A 16,629-nucleotide genomic window follows, 5' to 3' on the forward strand; every position below is an offset into this window, starting at 1 on the left:
TTTTTTGTCAATCAGAACAGAAAGGCCGCACAAAAGCGGGTCTGGCACGTTGGGGTTGTAGCGGAAATGGGCTTTCCAGGCACTTGGATGACCGAAAGCGAGAGCGTTGTCTATCGGGTCGTCCCGAAATGCGCCTGCTCGACCATCGGGCAGATCATGTTCTATTCGGACCATGGCGCGTTCTTTGACGGCGATATCCACGATGCGCAGCACGGGATGCACAAGTGGGCGATGGATGAGAGCCAGCCCCTGATCGAGGCGAACGTGCGCGGTCACACGTCCTATGCATTCACCTGCGTACGGAACCCCTATACGCGCATCCTGTCGTCCTTCTTCGACAAGATCTGCGGCATCCAGCGGAATGGCAACCGATATCGCGGCAACCTCGTGCCGATGCTGATCCAGAAATACGGGATCGAGGTCGGCGGCGAGGACGGCAAGGAGGAGTTCGACCAGATCAAGAGCTTCCGCCGGTTCCTGCTGTTCGCCCGCGATACCATACGCTGGCGCAGGCCGATGGAGCCGGACATCCACTGGTCGGCCATGTCGGGTCACATCTCGACCTTCATCGTGAATGGCGGGACCTACGACAAGATTTTCTGGACCGAGGATTTCAACGCCGGGATGCAGGACGTTCTGGACCATATCGACACGAAGGTGCCTGTCGATCTGAACGCGATCCCGCGGTTCAACGAGAGCGAGGGGCACGGGCCCAAGCGGGCGCATCCGGTCGAGGACTACTTCGACGACCTGTCGATGCATCTGGTCTACGAGATCTACAAGAAGGACTTCGAGCTGTTCAAATACGACTTCGAGGATCCGTCGAACAAGATGCCGGTCGGAGAGATCGACCTGGCCGAGGTGCACGCCAAGCTGGGTGAATGAGCCGGGCGTGACCTGAATGCGCGCCTGCGGCGCATTCCTTTACTTGTTTGGTGACGAGGGGGCTTTGCCCCCTCGCGCTCCCCCAAAGTATTTGTGACCAGAAGAAGCAGGGGAAGCTGCGCGCTATTTCCCGTTGTGTTCGCCCAGGGTCGGCGAGGGTGTGGTCAGGTTCAGTTCCGCATCCGAGAAGATGATCGGGGAGCGGACGGTCGGCACGCCTTCGAGATGCAGTTTCATGCCGCGCGCGATGACATGGGGATCGTCGAACACCTCGGCCATGTCGTTGATCGGGCCGGCGGGAACGTTGTTCGCCTCGCAGGCGGCCAGAAGGTCAGCCTTGGTCCAGGTCTTGATCTTTTCGATGAAGAAGGGGACCAGGATCTCGCGGTTGGCGATGCGGTCGCCGTTGCGCAGGAAGCGGGGATCGTCCTTGAGTTCCGGCATGCCGAGGATGTCGCAGAGGCGCTGGTACTGGCCGTCGTTGCCGGTGGCGACGATCATGTGACCGTCCGCCGTTTCGAAGACCTGGTAAGGGACCACGTTCGGGTGCGTGTTGCCGGTGCGGACCGGCGGGTTGCCCGAGGCGAAATAGTTCAGCGCCTGGTTCGCCATGACGGAGACCGCGCAGTCGAGCAGGGCCATGTCGATGTGCTGGCCGCGGCCGGTGCGGTGGCGCTGTTCGACGGCGGCGAGGATCGCGACGGTTGAGTAGACGCCGGTGAAGATGTCGGTGATCGCAACGCCCGCGCGCAGCGGCTGGCCGTCCGGTTCGCCGGTGATCGACATGAAGCCCGACATGCCCTGGATGATATAATCGTAACCGGGGCGTTTCGCGTAGGGGCCGGTCTGGCCGAAGCCGGTGATCGAGCAGTAGATCAGGCGCGGATTGATTTCCTTCAGGCTGTCGTAATCCAGCCCGTATTTCTTCAGCCCGCCGACCTTGAAGTTCTCGATCAGGATGTCGGCATCCTTGACGAGGTTGCGGACAAACTCCTGCCCTTCGGGCGTGCGGAAATCGCAGGTGACCGAGCGCTTGCCGCGGTTGGCGGAGTGGTAGTAGGCCGCCGTCGTCTCGCCGTTGCGGGTGATGTGCGGCGGACCCCAGGTGCGGGTGTCGTCGCCTTCGGGCGCTTCGATCTTGGTCACCTCTGCGCCGAGGTCGGACAGAGTCTGACCGGCCCAGGGGCCGGCCAGGATACGGGCGAGTTCGACGACCTTGAGGCCGGTCAGCGGTGTCGTCATCAGGCCTCCAGCGCCTCGTCGAGAACTTTCTTCAGATCCGAATAGTTCATGTTCGAATGCTTCACGTCGTTGATGAACAGCGTCGGTGTCGCGTTCACATCGTCGGCCGCCGTGTTGGCCTGCGACCATGCGACCAGGGCCTTGGCGTTTTCCTCGTCGGCGAGGCAGGCTTCGATCTGTTCGTTGTTCAGCCCGGCGACGCGGCCGATCTTGCGCAGGTTCTCGGCGATGGCTGCGGGGGATTCGCCGCCGACCCATTCCTTCTGCTGCTTGTACATCAGGCTGGCGATGCCGAAGAACCGGTTGGGATCGCAGCGGGCGATCATCGCGGCCCAGAGGCCGAAGCGGTCGAAATAGACGTCGCGATAGACGAACTTGACCTTGCCGGTGTCGATGTAGTCGCGCTTGAAATCGGGATACACCGTTTCGTGGAAGTTCGCGCAGTGCGGGCAGGTGAAGCTGGCGTATTCCTTGAGCGTCACCTTGGCGTCGTCATCGCCCAGCACCATCTCGACAATGCCCGACGTGTCCACGTTTTCCGTGTTTTCGGTGGTCGACGCGTTGATCAGCGTCACGTCCGGTCCGGTGTCGCGCATCGCGTACCAGGTGCCGGTCGCGGCGGCTGCGGCCACGATGCCGCTTCCGATGAACATCCTGCGGTCCAAGATATGGTCCTTTCTCAATTCTTGCGTTTGCTTAGAACATTACGGGCCAGAGCCTCAAGCGCTGCCTTGAGGTCCGTGTCGGCCACGTCGCTGGCCGCCGCGCGGGCGGCGATGGCGGTGGCGGGATCCTCGGTCGGCGTGGCCTGCGGGCGTCGGGCGTCGAAGGCGACCTGCCCGTCGGCAAAGCCGGTGGCGGCGGTCTGGGTGATGCGGATGCGCGAGATGGCGTTGTAGCCGTAGGCGGCGTTGACGCGTTCGCGCAGCTTTTCCTTCTGCATCTCGACCAGCGGCGCGCGGGCGCCGTCGGTCAGCAGCGTCAGGGTGGCACCAAGGCCCTGCCTGCCGTATTTCACCTCGACCGGGCGGGCGAGAGCGGCGAGATCGGGGCCTGCGATCTCGTCCCAGTGGGTCAGCAGGCGGGTGACCGCGAATCCGCGGGTTTCGCCGGCACGGCGGATCCGGCCTTCGAGAAGGCTGGACGTGCGTTTGAACCCGTAGGTCGTGGTGGTCCGGCGGTTCATGACTTGCCTCGGTCTGACGGGCCCTATTGTAGTGGCCTGCGGGGCAGGGGCCAGACGCGATGTGTTACAGGGGGAAAAACTTGCGTGATCGGGAGATGAGCGCCGCGCTGATGGACTGGTACGATGTCCATGCGCGGGACCTGCCGTGGCGGGTCGGGCCTGCGGACAGGGAGGCGGGTGTCGTGCCCGATCCCTACCGGGTCTGGCTGTCCGAGATCATGCTGCAACAGACCACCGTCGCGGCGGTGAAGGAGTATTTCGCGCGGTTCACGACGCTCTGGCCCGATGTCGGTGCGCTGGCCGGGGCCGAGGACGGGGCGGTCATGGGGGAATGGGCCGGGCTTGGCTATTATGCGCGGGCGCGGAACCTGCTGAAATGCGCGCGGGCCGTGGTGGCGGAGCATGGAGGGCGGTTCCCGGACACGCGCGAGGGGCTGATGAGCCTGCCGGGGATCGGGCCCTATACCGCATCGGCCATCAGCGCGATCGCGTTCGACCGGCCCGAGACGGTAGTGGACGGAAACGTGGAGCGTGTGATGGCGCGGCTCTTCGACATTCATGCGCCGCTGCCGGGGTCCAAGAAGGAGCTGACCGCGTTGGCCGCGCGGCTGACGCCCGAGGCGCGGCCCGGCGACCATGCGCAGGCCGTGATGGATCTGGGCGCGACGATCTGCACGCCGCGTTCGCCCGCCTGCGGGATATGTCCGTTGCGCGAACCCTGCCTGGCGCGGAGGGCGGGGACGGCTGCCGAGCTGCCGAAGAAGACGCCGAAGAAGGCGAAACCGGTGCGACACGGGATCGTGTTCGTCGCGCGGGGTGCCGGCGGGGCGGTCCTGCTGGAGCGTCGGGTGGAGAGCGGGTTGCTGGGCGGCACGCTCAGCTGGCCCGGAACCGCCTGGGTGGACGTCAGCGAACCGCTGCCCGACAGCGAACCGCCCGTGCCCGGCGACTGGCGGCTGCTGGAGGCCGAGGCGCTGCACACCTTCACGCATTTCCACCTGAAACTGACGGTCGCGGTCAGCGGCAATGGTGCGATCGCGGGGCTGGAGACCCTCCGCGCGGCCGAGATCCCGCCGGGTGGCCGGGCTTTTGTTGCGCCTGCGTCATTCCGCCCGTCCGATCTGCCCACCGTGATGCGGAAGGCGTTTGACCTCGCCCGGCACGCGTTCGACACTGCCTGAGGAAACCGCGTCCCGAGCCGGGAGGCCACATGATACCGCAGTCAGTTACACTTCGCCCCAGTTCCGCCCTGCCGTTCGCCATTGCGCTGATCAACGTGCCGCTTGCATGGATCGGGGCGATCTGGGGCGGCTGGATGGTGCTGCTGCTGCCGGTCTATGGCTACGTCGTGTCCAGCCTGCTGGACGTGCTGATGGGGATGAACGAGGAGAATCCCGATCCCGACACGCCTGAAGAGGGACTGTTCTGGTATCGGCTGGTCACCTTGGTCTGGTTCCCGCTGCAGGCGCTGACGGTGTTCGGGCTGATCTGGTATGTCACCCGCGCGACGCATCTGGGCGCTCTGGAAAAGATTGTTCTGTTCTACGGCGTGGGGGTCATGGCGGGCGGGACCGGCATCGTCTTTGCGCATGAACTGCTGCACCAGAAGAACAGGACCGAGCGCTGGCTGGGGGATCTGCTGCTGGCGTCTGTGCTGTATTCCCATTTCCGGACGGAACATCTGCTGGTCCATCATGTCGACGTCGGCACGCCCCGCGATGCGGTGACGGCGAAATACAACGAGGGCTTCCACCGTTTCTTCTTTCGGGTCCTGCGGGAATGCCCGCGCTCGGCATGGGAGGCGGAAAAGCGGATGCTGGCCCGCCGGAAGGCACCGGTCTGGGACCGTCGCAATCCGTTCTGGCGCTATGCGGCACTGCAGATCCTGATGCTGACGCTGGCGGTCCTGATCGGTGGTCTGGCGGGGCTGGCGCTGTTCCTGTGGCAGGCTCTGGTTGCGGTATGGCAGCTGGAACTTACGAATTACGTCGAACACTACGGGCTGACGCGGAAATACCTCGGCAACGGGAAGTTCGAGCATGTGAAGCCCCATCATTCGTGGAACGCGGCACACAAGGCGACGAACTGGCTGCTGATCAACCTGCAGCGCCATTCGGACCATCACTACAAGCCGGACCGTCGGTTCCCCCTGCTGCAGACCTATGGCGAGAACGAAGCGCCGCAGCTGCCCTATGGCTATCCGATCATGGGCTCGGTCGCGATGGTCCCGCCGGTCTGGCGGCGGATGATGAACCCGCGAGTGCGCAAGTGGCGGGCGATGTACTACCCCGAGATCACCGACTGGGCGCCCTACAAGACCGGCCGCCACACCGCCTGACCCGCTCAAATTCCGCAGAGCGGGTTGAGTTGCGGGGCTGAGTCGGCCTAGCATCGTGCGACACGGCGCACCGGAGGAGCGTGGGCCGCTGCAGGGGAGGCGATCATCGCGACGTCCAGCAAGCATGTGGAGCGGGTTCTTACGTCGCTTAGTTCGGGCTCTGCCGCGGCAAAATCGCGGCTGGCCGCCTCATGGCAGCGGTCATTCCAGACCCACGGGCTGGATCCGGCCGTGGCGGCGCATGGCCAGCGGGTCGAGGCGCGGGAACTGTCCGACCGTCGCGAGGCGATGGCGGATGTGCTGCGGCTGGCGGTGCCCCGGCTGGACGCGCTATTCGGCCTTGTCGGGCATTCCGGCTGCAGCGTCCTGCTGACCGATGCCGAGGGCATCGTGATGGAACACCGCTGCACCGACGGCGATGCCGAGGTGTTCCGCGCGTGGGGCCTCTGGCCCGGCGCGGACTGGAGCGAGTCGGCGGAGGGCACCAACGGCATCGGCACCTGCCTCGTAGAGCGGCGGCAGGTCACCATCCACCGCGACGAGCATTTCCTTGCCCGCAACATCGGGATGAGCTGCATGGACGCGCCGATCCACGGCCCCGACGGCACCCTGATCGCGGCGCTGGACGTGTCGTCCGCCCGGACCGACCAGACCGAGGCGTTCAACCGCCTGATCGGCGCGATGGTCGCGCAGACCGCGCAGGCGATCGAGGCAGACACCTTCCGCGCGGCCTTTCCCGGTCATCGCATCGTCGTGGCCTCGGACGACATGCAGGGCGCGGCCTCGCTGCTGGCCGTGAACGGCGACGATCTGGTCGTGGGCGCCACCCGCGCCGCGCGCCGGGCCTATGGCTTCGGCGCGCAGGGGGGCATCGCCCCGGTTCCCGCCAGCGATATCCTCGGCCGCGATGACGAGGCGCGGGGATTCGAAAAGGCCGAACGCGCGGCGGTCATGCGCGCGCTCGCGCGGTCCGGCGGGAACGTCAGTCAGGCGGCGCGGGCGCTCGGGATCGGGCGGGCGACGCTCTATCGCCGGATGAACCGGCTCGGTATCTCTCAAAACGGCTGAAACCTGTCTCAGCGCTGAGACAGTGGCGCGATACAGCCCGCCGACCCCCCGGTTACAGACAGGGATCGCTCACGCATCTTTCCCTTGATCCGGCGCTTGTGCCGGAGAACGGAGGAGGATCCGCATGAACACCCAAACCCGCGTCGAGGCCTATTTCACCTCGCCCTTCAAGACCCGCTACGACAACTACATCGGCGGTCGGTTCGTCGCCCCGGTGAACGGGAAATACTTCGACAACATCACCCCGATCACCGGCGAGAAGGTCTGCGAAGTTGCCCGCTCCGACGCCGCCGACGTGGAAAAGGCGCTGGATGCTGCGCATGCCGCGAAAGGTGCCTGGGGCCGGACCAGCGCCGCCGAACGCTCGAACATCCTGCTGAAGATCGCGGATGTGATGGAAGCGAACCTCGACCTGCTCGCCACCGCCGAGACATGGGACAACGGCAAGCCGATCCGCGAGACGACCGCCGCCGACATCCCGCTGTCGATCGACCATTTCCGCTATTTCGCCGGTGTCCTGCGCGCGCAGGAAGGCACGATGTCCGAGATCGACAACGACACCGTCGCCTATCATTTCCACGAACCCCTCGGCGTGGTCGGGCAGATCATCCCGTGGAACTTCTCGATCCTCATGGCCGCGTGGAAACTCGCGCCCGCACTGGCCGCCGGCAACTGCGTGGTGCTGAAGCCCGCCGAACAGACGCCCGCCGCGATCATGGTCCTTGCCGAACTGATCGGCGGCCTGCTGCCCGACGGCGTGCTGAACATCGTCAACGGTATGGGCCCCGAGGTCGGCGCACCGCTGGCCACCTCGCCGCGCATCGCCAAGATCGCCTTCACCGGCTCGACCGAGACCGGGCGCAGGATCATGGAGGCGGCGACCGTCAACCTGATCCCGGTGACGCTGGAACTGGGCGGCAAGTCCCCGAACATCTTCTTCAAGGACATCATGGACGAAGACGACGCCTTCCTCGACAAGGCGGTCGAGGGCTTCGTCCTCTTCGCCTTCAACCAGGGCGAGGTCTGCACCTGCCCGTCCCGCGCGTTGATCCACGAGGACATCTACGAGGCGTTCATCGAGAAGTGCATCGCACGGGTGAAGGCGATCCAGCAGGGCGATCCGCGCCTGATGGAGACGATGGTCGGCGCGCAGGCCAGCAAGGAACAGCAGGACAAGATCATGTCCTACCTGACCATCGGGGTCGAGGAAGGCGCCGAGGTGCTGATCGGCGGCGATGCGGCGCGGTTCAACGGCGACATCGCGGGCGGCTATTACATCCAGCCGACGATCCTCAAGGGCCACAACAAGATGCGCGTGTTCCAGGAGGAGATCTTCGGCCCCGTCGTTTCGGTCACGACCTTCAAGGACGAGGCCGAGGCGCTCGCCATCGCGAACGACACGATGTACGGCCTCGGCGCCGGTGTCTGGACCCGTGACGGCACCCGCGCCTACCGCTTCGGCCGCGCGATCGAGGCCGGGCGGGTGTGGATCAACAACTACCACGCCTATCCGGCGCATGCGGCCTTCGGCGGCTACAAGCAGTCCGGCATCGGGCGCGAAAACCACCGCATGATGCTCGACCACTACCAGCAGACCAAGAACATGCTGGTCAGCTACAACCCGAACAAGCTGGGCTTCTTCTAAGCCGCCTCCTCGGCGTTCGGGCATGCAGCGGGCCGGGCACTCCCCCGGCCCGCTCTCCGTTTCTCAGGGCAGCAGGGCGATGAACTTGCCCGCCAGGTTCAACACACCGCGTTCATGCCGCCATGACACGGCATCGTGCTGGTTCCAGAACGGATCGGCCAGCGTGACGAGGATCAGGTCGTCCTGCGGATCGAGGATGATCAGCTGGCCGCCGTGGCCCCATGCGAAATCGACTTCGCGCGTGCCGATGCGCGCCGACCACCATTGGTAGCCATAGCCGACATCGCGAAACCACCGCCCGATCCGGGCCTCTTCGTTGTCGCGCAGCTTCGCTTCGGGCGTGTGAGGTTCCAGCGACGCGGCGACCCATCCGGCCGGGATCAAGTGCCGCCCGTTCCATGTTCCGCCGTTGAGGTAGAGCAGGCCGAACCGCGCGGCGGTCCGGGCCGTCATATGCAACAGCGGGTAGCGGTAGCCGTCGGGATCGGCCCACCATTCACCGAGTTGCCCCTGAACAGGGTCGAAAATGCGGTCGCGCGCCATGTCCATCAGGTCGGTCCCGCACTGCCGTGCGGTGACGAGGGCGAGGATGTTCGCGGTCAGGTTGGAATAGTGGAAGGCCGTTCCGGGCTGCGCCACCAGAGGAAAGTCGCGCGCCATCTTCAGCGTTTCACCCTTCAGCAGTTCCTGCCAGAGCGCGGGATCGGTTTCCTCCCACGGAAGGCCCGAGCGCATCTGAAGGAACTGGCGCAGGGTGATCAACGCCTTGGCCGGGTCGGCGGATACCTCGGGCAGCAGGCTTGCGGCGGTGTCGTCAAGGGACAGGCAGCCGTCCTCGATCGCCAGACCGACGAGGGCCGAGATCACGCTCTTGCTGACCGATTGGATCAGTTCGGGCCGGTCACGTTCGGCGCCGTTGAAGTAGCGTTCCGCCACGAGGTCGCCGTGCTGAACGACAAGCAGGGCGCGCAGGTTCGGCAGGTGTGTCGCATCGCCGAAGAGCGCGTCCAAGGCACCTGCGGGCAGGTCCGGGGTGCCCCTGCGCATTCCGCCGGGTGCAGGTGTGTAGTCGGGCGGCGGTGCCATGTCCGCGCGCAACAGCGCGGCGATGCCGGGTCGCGCCGCGTCGATGTCCCCGGCTTCGGCCCGGAACCCGAGCGGTGCGAGGGCGCCGCTGATCGTGGCCAACGCCACCGCGTCCAGCGCGGCTGGCTGCGCGGCAATGTCGAAGGCGGTGGAGCCTTCGCCATTTCGCAGATGAATATCGGCACCGCTCGCGATCAGGGCCTCGGCTGCGGCGCGCCGTCCGAAGAATGCGGCCAGGTGCAGCGGAGTCGAACCCTGTGCCTCGACCGCGTCCGGGTCCGCCCCACCGGCCAGCAGCGCGGCGACCGCCGCGTCCTTGTCGAAAGTGACGGCCACACTCAGCGGGGTCGACCCGTAGGCGTCTTGGGCGTCGGGATCGGCGCCGGCTGTCAGAAGTCCTTGCAGCATGGGGATGTCGCCGGTCAGCGCCGCGTAGTGCAGGCCGGGTTGCTGGGCCATGGCAGGCCGGAACGACAGAACGAGGCAGACGATCGCGAGTAAGCGTAGCACGGGCGGTCCTTTCGATCGGGATCGCCGCAGGTTTGCGCGTCGGGCCCCGACGCGCTTTGACACCGGTCAACGCACCAGAAAAAACCCCGCCTCTGACGAGACGGGGCATAGGTGAGCATCACGCGGGCTGCGCGACGCTGGCGGTGTTCAGCTCGGAATTGGAATGTCGGTGGGGGGTGGGCTCAGTCCATCTCGGCCCGGATCTGCTGGCGCAGCAGGTCGATCGGCACCGTCTTGCCGTCCTTCCTGAAGCACCAGTAGGTCCAGCCGTTGCAGCTTGGCGCGCCTTCCAGATGCGCCCCGACCTGATGGATCGACCCCTTGATATCGTCGCCGATCAGCGTGCCGTCGGCGCGGACCTTGGCCTTGTGCCGTCCGTTCATGGAAAACAGTTCTTCGCCCGGACGCAGCATCCCGCGTTCGACCAGCTGGCCGAAGGGTACCCGCGGCTCGGCGCGTTTGCCGGTCGAGACCTGAAGCGCCTCGCGGTCATACTTGCGGACCAGCTTCAGCCGCTTCTCGGCGACCTCGCGATAGGCGGCCTCGCGCTCGATCCCGATGAAGTTGCGGCCCAGCATCTTGGCCACCGCGCCGGTCGTGCCGGTGCCGAAGAACGGATCCAGCACCACGTCGCCGGGGTTGGTCGAGCCGACGAGCACGCGGTGCAGCAGCGCCTCGGGCTTTTGCGTCGGGTGGGCCTTGTCGCCGTTGGCGTCCTTCAGCCGCTCGCCGCCGTTGCAGATCGGGATCACCCAGTCGGACCGCATCTGCACGCCTTCGTTCAGCGATTTCAGCGCCTCGTAGTTGAAGGTGTATTTCGCGCCTTCGTCCTTGGACGCCCAGATCATCGTTTCATGCGCGTTGGTGAAGCGCTTGCCGCGGAAGTTCGGCATCGGGTTCGACTTGCGCCAGACAACGTCGTTCAGGATCCAGTAGCCCTGGTTCTGAAGCTCGGCGCCGACGCGGAAGATGTTGTGGTAGCTGCCGATGACCCAGATCGCGCCGTTGGGCTTCAGCACGCGTTTCGCGGCGGCCAGCCAGGCACGGGTGAACTCGTCATAGGCGCGGAAGCTGTCGAACTGGTCCCAGTGGTCGTCGACAGCGTCGACGCGGGAATTGTCGGGGCGGTGCAGGTCGCCTTTCAGCTGCAGGTTGTAGGGCGGATCGGCGAAGATCAGGTCGACCGAGTTCTCGGGAAGCGCGTTCATCGCCTCCACGCAATCACCGGCAAGGATCGTATTCAGCGGCAGCGGGGCTGCGCCTTTTGCGTTCGTCATCGTTCTTATCTGCCTCGTCCCGGCGCCGTTGGTGGCGCTCGATCATTGCCGAGAAGGATGAGTCAAAGCCGATTCGCGGTCAATTTCTTTTTTGAATCAAGAGGTTAACTAAACGTCTTGCCACAAGATATTGTGCACCGGCGCAAAGGACCGTCTATGGTGTGGGGTTATCCCCAGATCTAGAAGCGCCGCTTTGTGGCTTTTTGACGGATAGCCGGCGTTCGTTTCCCAGCCGTAGCCGGGATGGTGTTGCGCCAAGTCACACATGATCGCGTCACGGGCGACTTTCGCCACGATCGACGCAGCGGCGATGGACAGCGACCGCGCGTCGCCCTTGATGACCGCTTCGGCGGGCAGGGTCAGGTCGCGCGGGATCATGTTGCCGTCGATCAGCAGGTGACAGGGCGGGGTGGCCAGCCCGGCGACGGCACGGCACATCGCCAGATGGCTGGCGCGCAGGATGTTGATCGCGTCTATTTCCTCGACGCTTGCGTGCGCGATCGAGACCTCGGCCACCGCGTGCAGTTCTTCCGCGAGGGCGCGGCGGCGTTTTTCCGTCAGTTTCTTGGAATCGTTCAGCCCCTCGGGGATCCGTGCGGCGTCCAGCACCACCGCTGCGGCGGTCACCGGCCCTGCGACCGGACCGCGCCCGACCTCGTCGACGCCGGCGATGCGGACCATGCCTTTGGACATGGCAATCTGTTCGAACGAGAAATCGGGACCTTCCATGGCTCCCCATGAACCCCGCGCGGCGCGCGGGGGCAAGGGGAATTGAGCCAGGGGCGACGCCTTGTCCGCCTGGCCTGCGGCGCGGGACGGGGGCAGGTCGCTCCCCCGCCTCGTGCATCGCCCGACTGGCGCGTCAGCCGACCGATTTCCCGCGCGACCGCCGTCTCAAGCGACCCGACATGCGCAGGCCATCGCGCATGTTCAGCCCGATCAGCGCGAGGTTCACGGTGCCTGCGATCAGCTCGACGGCCTGGACCGTCTGGAATGCCCAGCCGAAATCCCCCGCCGCCGCCTGTCGTGACAGGAACAGGGCCGCCGGTATCAGCACGAGGATCCCGTTGGCGGCGGCATATTGCATGCGCCGCGTCTTGCGTCCGACGAGGCCGCCGGTTCGGCCACGGGACCGTATCGCGCCGGTTCCGCCCGTCACGGCCATCGCCGGGATCAGCAGCAGGAATCCCCAGGGGATCGCCTGTTTGACGGCGATGACCTGTCGGGTCGTGCCGAACAGTTCCACGCCTATCGTCGTGCTCCAGAAGGTGAATATCAGCAGCAGGGCCACTGCGCCTGCGATCGGATGAATGATTTTCGCCATGTCGTGCTTCCTTGCTGAGCCGGGGTCGAGTCGCATCAACATAGCACGCTATGGATATATTGCATAGCGTGCTATTCTTATGTATCCGGTCCCCTATGACGTTCTCTCGGCAAACCTCGGCCGGTTATCTGGTCAACGACCTTGCGCGCCGGTTCGCGGCCGCCCTGCAGACGCGTATCAAGCCGATGGGGCTGTCGACCGGCGTGTTCCCGGTCATGGTCCAGCTCTGGGAGCGAACGGAGCTGACCCAGGCCGAGCTGGTTCGCAGGATCGGCGTGGAACAGGCGACCATGGCAAACACCCTGTCCCGGATGCACCGCGACGGACTTATCGAACGGCGGCAGAGCCCGGACGACGGGCGTGTGCAGGTCATCCATCTGACTGAAAAGGGAAAGGCCCTGCGCGATCCGGCGATCGAGGCGGCCCTTTCGGTGAACCGCTCGGCCCTGTCCGGGCTGACCCCCGAGGAGCGGGATCAGTTCCTCGGGCTACTGGCGAAGGTGGTGGAGACTTTCGGCCAGCATGACGACGGACCGCCGCCGACTGATCCTTGATCGACCCTCGCGCCATGTCATCGGCGCGGGTCTGGCGGACGCCGCCGTCGAGAGGCCTCCAACACCGACAATGAAAAAGGGGGCGACCGGTGTCGCCCCCTTGCTTCAAACGGCCCCGGCGCTGCTCACCCGCCGGGACCGGCGGCCGCCCGTGGCACGGGGCGACCGCCATTCGTGTGCCTCAGACGCGGAAACCGTTCCGGGCGAGGCAATGCGAGGTGTAGACGAACCGGGTATGGCCATGCGTCCGGACCTGGGTCAGGCACTGGCCGGGCATGTTGCGGGCGATACGCGGATGCTGCTGGACGCAGCGGTAGCCGTAGCCGCGAACCGTGCCGTTGCGGGTCTGCACGTCGGTGCGGCAGGCCGAGGGCATCGAGATCCCGCGGCGCTGGTCACGGTCGTTGCGGCCCCAGCGGTCGTCGCGATCATGCCGCCCGGCGCGGTGGTCACGCCCGTCGCGGCGCCCGTCATGACGGTTGTCCCAGCGTTTGTTGTCATGACGGTTGTCCCAGCGGTTGTTGTCATGGCGCGAGACCGTGGCCTTGGACTTGTTGCTGTTCTCGATCGCCTTGCCGATGATGACAAGCGCGGTGGCCCCGGCCAGGAACTTGACCAGCGCATCATTGTCGCTGGCCCGTGCAGGGGCGGTGAAACCGGTGATGGCGAGGGCGCCGGCGAGGATGGTGGCGAGGAACTTGCGTGCCATGGGGTGGGTCCTTTCGGGTGGTGGGGCATCGGCCCGGGGATGTCGTGACCCGGACAAGTCGGCCCGAGCGGTGATGGACCAACCCTCGCCCCGGATGCCGAAATCGCACAATAACGCCGGGTTGTTATCCGATAACATCGCTCCAAACCCCCGCCGTTATTGAATAACGGCCCACGCATGTGCGATCACGAATACATGAAACACATCCTCGCCTCGCTCCTCGTAACCGCGCTTTTCGGGCTTGTTCCCGCCTCGGCGCAGGCTGCCTGCTACGCCGATTACAAGGCGCGGCGCGACTCTCCGCTCAAGCTGCACTACGGTGTCATGCAGGTCTCCGCCTGTGACCGCGGGGCGGCGCAGGCCGAGGTGTCGCGGCGGCTTGCACAGAACGGCTGGACGTTGCTGAATGTCCTCAGCGTCTTCGACGCCTCGGGGCTGGAGCAGAGGAAGGCCAATGCCGGAGAATACTATCTTCGCTTCTGACGTGCGGCGCGCGGGATCGCGCGCTGTCGTCATCGGCCTGGCCGTCATCGTCGGGTTGCTGACCCTGGCCGGTGTTCTGCTGCTGGCCAACCTGCCCGATGCGAACGCCTTCAACGACCGTGTCGCCCAGATATTCGCCGAGAACGACGCTCTGCAGACCCAGACCGAGGTCAAGCTGCTGGAGATTCTCGCCCAGTCCGGCACCGCCTTTTCCGAAACGCTCGACAGCTACCGCGTGGTGATCTTCGTCCTGATGGTGTTCGCCACGGCGCTGATGCTCGCCTCGCTGATCTTTCTCGTTCTGCTGGTCGCGATGAATCGGCGGATGGCGCAGATCGAGAAGGCGGGGATCGAGGTCAATTCGCTGGTGGTCAGCCGCGGGGAAAAGACCGTCTACCTGAACGACATGGGCTTCAAGCTGACCGATGCCGCGATGGAGACGCTGTCGATTCTCGCCGAGGCGCGGATGGACGACGACGTGCTGACCGGGGCGCAGATCGAATCGATGATCTCGGGCAAGGCCGAGGCCGACTGCGACGAAGCTGCGGGGGCCACGCGGATCAAGCGCCTGCGCGACACGCTGGGGAATCAGATGGTCAGCGAGTTGCTGGTCAAGAACATCGCCCGGCGCGGCTATATGCTGGCCGTCGGCAAGGACGTGATCCGGGTGGTCTAGCCTGCCGCGCGTCCCGCCTGACGGCCCGAGAAGATGCAGCCGCCGAGGAACGTCCCCTCAAGCGCGTTGTAGCCATGGTAGCCGCCGCCACCGAATCCCGCCGCCTCGCCGACCGCGTAAAGCCCGTCGACCTTCGCGCCATCCCGGCCGATGACCTGACCGCTCAGATCGGTTTCCAGCCCGCCGAGCGTCTTGCGCGTCAGGATGTTCAGCCGGACGGCGATCAGCGGCCCGTTGTGCGGGTCGAGAATCGCATGCGGCGGCGCGGTGCGGATCAGCCGGTCGCCGCGATATTTCCGGGCGGCGCGCAGGGCGGTGATCTGGGCGTCCTTGGCGAACGGCGACGACAACTGCCCGTCGCGGGCGAGGATCTGGCTGCGCAGGCGGATCGAGTCGATCTTGCCGGTGCCGATGCGGTTCATCCCTTCGACAAGGGTATCGAGGTCTTCGGCCACCACGAAATCCTCGCCATGCTCCTTGAACGCCTCGACCGGCGGCGGCGCGCCCTTGCCGAGTCGCGACTTCAGCACTTCGCCCCAGCGGGCCGAGGTCAGGTCGGGGTTCTGTTCCGATCCCGACAGCGCGAATTCCTTCTCGATGATCTTCTGGGTCAGCACGAACCACGAATGGTCGTGCCCCCGCCTGCGGATCTCCTTCAGCGTGGCCAGCGTGTCGAACCCCGGCATGCAGGGCGCGGGCAGCCGTTCGCCATCCGCGTCGAACCACATCGACGAAGGGCCGGGCAGGATGCGGATGCCGTGATTGGGCCAGATCGGGTCCCAGTTCCGGATCCCCTCGCAATAGTGCCACATCCGGTCGGCGTTGATCAGCGATGCGCCCGCCTGTTCGGCAATGCCGATCATCCGCCCGTCCACATGCGCAGGCACGCCCGAAATCATGTGCTCCGGCGGCGGTCCGAGCCGTTCGATCGGCCAGTTCTGCCGGACGAGGTCGAGGTTTCCGCCGATTCCGCCCGAGGCGACGATGACGCTCTGCGCCTCCAGCCGAAACTGGCCCGCCAGCTCGCGCAAGCTTTTCTCGCCCCGTTTGACGTCGTCGTCGCTCAGCACCGACCCTGTGACGGCGCTGATCGCTCCGCCCGTGGTTTCAAGCGCATCGACGCGGTGGCGGAAGGCGAATGTGATCCGGCCTTCCTTCTCATGCGCTTCGGCCCGTGCAAGGAACGGTGCCAGCACGCCGGGCCCGGTGCCCCATGTCAGGTGAAAGCGCGGCACGGTGTTGCCGTGCCCGTCCGCCGCCCCGCCGCCGCGTTCGGCCCAGCCGACGACCGGAAACCAGCGCATGCCCATGTCCCTGAGCCAGCCGCGCATCTCGCCCGCGGCGAAGTCGAGATACGCCCCGGCCCATTGCCGCGGCCAGTTGTCCTCGGGCCGGTCGAAGCTGGCGGATCCCATCCAGTCGGTGCGCGCGAGGTCGATGGAATCGCGAATTCCCATGCGCCGCTGTTCCGGCGTGTTGATCATGAATAGCCCGCCGAGCGACCAGAACGCCTGACCGCCGAGGCTCTGCCGGCCTTCCTGGTCCAGCACGGTCACGGTCTTGCCCCGGTCCGCCAGTTCCGTCGCCGCAACCAGCCCCGCAAGGCCCGCCCCGATCACGATCACATCGCTTGTCATGCCACTCCT

17 protein-coding genes are annotated in these 16,629 nt (G+C 65.7%); 8 read left to right on the forward strand and 9 right to left on the reverse strand.

What is annotated here, in order from left to right; genetic code table 11:
* The first annotated feature begins 66 nt into the window (after positions 1 to 66).
* Complete coding sequence (locus tag ATO6_RS04005) at positions 67 to 885, forward strand: sulfotransferase family protein (protein ID WP_088622626.1); 819 nt, start codon at positions 67 to 69, stop codon at positions 883 to 885.
* A 123-nt stretch (positions 886 to 1,008) separates the two neighbouring features.
* Here ATO6_RS04005 and ATO6_RS04010 read toward each other — a convergent pair whose 3' ends face one another.
* The 3 genes from ATO6_RS04010 to ATO6_RS04020 are packed head-to-tail and all read right to left on the reverse strand — an operon-like array spanning position 1,009 to position 3,313.
* The gene (locus tag ATO6_RS04010; RefSeq protein WP_088622627.1) at positions 1,009 to 2,127 is read right to left on the reverse strand and encodes a CaiB/BaiF CoA-transferase family protein; all 1,119 of its coding nucleotides are present in this window, start codon (positions 2,125 to 2,127) and stop codon (positions 1,009 to 1,011) included.
* The gene (locus tag ATO6_RS04015) at positions 2,127 to 2,780 is read right to left on the reverse strand and encodes a DsbA family protein (protein ID WP_088622628.1); all 654 of its coding nucleotides are present in this window, start codon (positions 2,778 to 2,780) and stop codon (positions 2,127 to 2,129) included. Before ATO6_RS04015 ends, ATO6_RS04010 begins: the two co-directional genes overlap by 1 nt.
* 26 nt (positions 2,781 to 2,806) lie before the next feature.
* Positions 2,807 to 3,313, reverse strand: a complete 507-nt coding sequence (locus ATO6_RS04020) for a DUF721 domain-containing protein (RefSeq protein ID WP_088622629.1) — start codon at positions 3,311 to 3,313, stop codon at positions 2,807 to 2,809.
* A gap of 95 nt (positions 3,314 to 3,408) precedes the next feature.
* Between ATO6_RS04020 and ATO6_RS04025 the strand changes: the two genes are divergently transcribed.
* The 4 genes from ATO6_RS04025 (at position 3,409) to adh (ending at position 8,364) form a co-directional block, all read left to right on the forward strand.
* Complete coding sequence (locus tag ATO6_RS04025) at positions 3,409 to 4,494, forward strand: A/G-specific adenine glycosylase (RefSeq protein WP_088622630.1); 1,086 nt, start codon at positions 3,409 to 3,411, stop codon at positions 4,492 to 4,494.
* 29 nt (positions 4,495 to 4,523) lie between these two features.
* The gene (locus tag ATO6_RS04030; protein ID WP_088622631.1) at positions 4,524 to 5,651 is read left to right on the forward strand and encodes an alkane 1-monooxygenase; all 1,128 of its coding nucleotides are present in this window, start codon (positions 4,524 to 4,526) and stop codon (positions 5,649 to 5,651) included.
* A gap of 105 nt (positions 5,652 to 5,756) precedes the next feature.
* Complete coding sequence (locus ATO6_RS04035) at positions 5,757 to 6,719, forward strand: GAF domain-containing protein (protein ID WP_176440862.1); 963 nt, start codon at positions 5,757 to 5,759, stop codon at positions 6,717 to 6,719.
* 124 nt (positions 6,720 to 6,843) lie between these two features.
* Positions 6,844 to 8,364, forward strand: coding sequence for an aldehyde dehydrogenase (adh, locus tag ATO6_RS04040; RefSeq protein ID WP_088622632.1), 1,521 nt, complete (start codon positions 6,844 to 6,846; stop codon positions 8,362 to 8,364).
* A 63-nt stretch (positions 8,365 to 8,427) separates the two neighbouring features.
* Here adh and ATO6_RS04045 read toward each other — a convergent pair whose 3' ends face one another.
* The 4 genes from ATO6_RS04045 to ATO6_RS04060 all read right to left on the reverse strand — a co-directional run bounded on the left by ATO6_RS04045 (position 8,428) and on the right by ATO6_RS04060 (position 12,561).
* Positions 8,428 to 9,960, reverse strand: coding sequence for a serine hydrolase (locus tag ATO6_RS04045; protein ID WP_141101928.1), 1,533 nt, complete (start codon positions 9,958 to 9,960; stop codon positions 8,428 to 8,430).
* 182 nt (positions 9,961 to 10,142) lie between these two features.
* Positions 10,143 to 11,237, reverse strand: coding sequence for a site-specific DNA-methyltransferase (locus ATO6_RS04050; RefSeq protein WP_088622634.1), 1,095 nt, complete (start codon positions 11,235 to 11,237; stop codon positions 10,143 to 10,145).
* Between the two features lie 108 nt (positions 11,238 to 11,345).
* Positions 11,346 to 11,966, reverse strand: coding sequence for a ribonuclease HII (locus ATO6_RS04055; RefSeq protein ID WP_088622635.1), 621 nt, complete (start codon positions 11,964 to 11,966; stop codon positions 11,346 to 11,348).
* A gap of 133 nt (positions 11,967 to 12,099) precedes the next feature.
* The gene (locus ATO6_RS04060; RefSeq protein ID WP_088622636.1) at positions 12,100 to 12,561 is read right to left on the reverse strand and encodes a hypothetical protein; all 462 of its coding nucleotides are present in this window, start codon (positions 12,559 to 12,561) and stop codon (positions 12,100 to 12,102) included.
* Between the two features lie 95 nt (positions 12,562 to 12,656).
* Between ATO6_RS04060 and ATO6_RS04065 the strand changes: the two genes are divergently transcribed.
* Complete coding sequence (locus tag ATO6_RS04065; RefSeq protein ID WP_088622637.1) at positions 12,657 to 13,115, forward strand: MarR family winged helix-turn-helix transcriptional regulator; 459 nt, start codon at positions 12,657 to 12,659, stop codon at positions 13,113 to 13,115.
* Positions 13,116 to 13,296: 181 nt separating this feature from the next.
* On the opposite strand, the gene ATO6_RS04070 is transcribed toward ATO6_RS04065, so the two are convergent.
* Positions 13,297 to 13,824, reverse strand: a complete 528-nt coding sequence (locus tag ATO6_RS04070; RefSeq protein WP_088622638.1) for a hypothetical protein — start codon at positions 13,822 to 13,824, stop codon at positions 13,297 to 13,299.
* Positions 13,825 to 14,019: 195 nt separating this feature from the next.
* On the opposite strand from ATO6_RS04070, the gene ATO6_RS04075 reads away from it, so the two are divergent.
* Together ATO6_RS04075 and ATO6_RS04080 are read left to right on the forward strand one after the other, a co-directional pair.
* Entirely contained in the window at positions 14,020 to 14,307 is a 288-nt protein-coding gene (locus tag ATO6_RS04075; RefSeq protein WP_088623402.1) for a hypothetical protein, read from the forward strand.
* On the forward strand, positions 14,279 to 14,983 hold the full coding sequence (locus tag ATO6_RS04080; protein ID WP_088622639.1) for a hypothetical protein: 705 nt from the start codon (positions 14,279 to 14,281) through the stop codon (positions 14,981 to 14,983). Before ATO6_RS04075 ends, ATO6_RS04080 begins: the two co-directional genes overlap by 29 nt.
* Here ATO6_RS04080 and ATO6_RS04085 read toward each other — a convergent pair.
* Complete coding sequence (locus ATO6_RS04085; RefSeq protein ID WP_088622640.1) at positions 14,980 to 16,620, reverse strand: FAD-binding dehydrogenase; 1,641 nt, start codon at positions 16,618 to 16,620, stop codon at positions 14,980 to 14,982. The two genes, ATO6_RS04080 and ATO6_RS04085, sit on opposite strands and share 4 nt — an antisense overlap.
* Positions 16,621 to 16,629 lie beyond the last annotated feature (9 nt).

The organism is Oceanicola sp. 22II-s10i (genome assembly GCF_002210105.1).
Taxonomy (GTDB): Bacteria; Pseudomonadota; Alphaproteobacteria; order Rhodobacterales; family Rhodobacteraceae; genus Pseudooceanicola.